This window comes from Kitasatospora sp. A2-31 (assembly GCF_022288725.1).
In the GTDB taxonomy this organism is placed as follows: Bacteria; Actinomycetota; Actinomycetes; order Streptomycetales; family Streptomycetaceae; genus Kitasatospora.
Genome location: NZ_JAKNTA010000272.1, coordinates 1 through 1,063, shown reverse-complemented (window position 1 = coordinate 1,063; position 1,063 = coordinate 1). Strand labels below are relative to the sequence as shown.

At 73.0% G+C, this 1,063-nt stretch carries 1 protein-coding gene; it reads left to right on the top strand.

The window, feature by feature from the left end; genetic code table 11:
• Nucleotides 1–50: 50 nt before the first annotated feature.
• Nucleotides 51–1,063, top strand: a 1,013-nt coding sequence (locus tag MCM47_RS41385; RefSeq protein WP_238951906.1) for an AMP-binding protein, incomplete at its 3' end; no start/stop codon positions are given.

Below are 1,063 nucleotides of genomic sequence, written 5' to 3'. Positions count from 1 at the left end.
GCGGGCCCCCGGCCCCCCAAACGCCCCGACACCCGCCGCAAGGAGCGCCGGTGACCGCCACCACCACCGCCGTGCACACCGGCCTGACCTCGGCCACCACCGAGGACCGCGCCGCCGAGTACCGCCGCCGCGGCTGGTGGCGCGACGAGACGTTCCTGGACGACCTGCGCCGCCAGGCCGCCAAGCGCCCGCACAAGCTCGCCATCGCCGCCCGCCGCCTGGCCGACTCGCGTACCGACACCCTCGACTACGCCGAACTGGCCCGTCTGACCGACCGGTTCGCCGGCGCCCTGCTCGAACTCGGCGTCCGACCGGGCGACTTCGTCGCAGCCCAGCTCCCCAACCGCTGGGAGATCGTGCCGCTGATGTTCGCCTGCATGCGGGTCGGCGCGGTCATCTGCCCCATCGCCCCGGTCTGCCGCGAGGACGAACTGCGCCACCGCCTGGCCCTGACCGAGGCCACCGTGTGCATCACCGTCCCCGAATGGGACGGCTACCCGCTGGCCGCCACCGTCCTGGCCCTCAAGGACGAACTGCCGCTGGAACACGTCGTCGTCCTCGGCGGCCACGCCTTCCAGGACGCCATCGACTTCCACGACCACTTCGTCGCCGTCCCCCACGAGAAGCACTACGAGGGCCGGCTCGACGGACGCGAACTGGGCCCCGACGACCCGTTCGTGGTGCTGTTCACCTCCGGCACCACCGGCGAGTCCAAGGGCGTCCTGCACAGCCAGAACACCGTCCACTCCGGGGTGCGCGGCTACGTCGACACCTTCATGCTCGGCGACGACCTGGTGGCCACCGTCACCAGCCCGCTCGTGCACTACTCCGGCTTCGGCCAGGGCGTCCTGGCCGGCGTCATGCTCGGCGGCACCATCGCCTTCCAGGACGCCACCGACAACCCCGGCCTGCTGGACCTGGTCGAGCGCTACCGCGCCACCCTCCTCTACGGGCCGCCCCCCACCCTCACCCAGGTCGCCGCCGCCCAGCGCACCGACCCGCACGACGTGTCCTCCCTGCGCCACGTCGTCATCGGCGCCGCCCCCGTGCTGCAGGGCCTCGT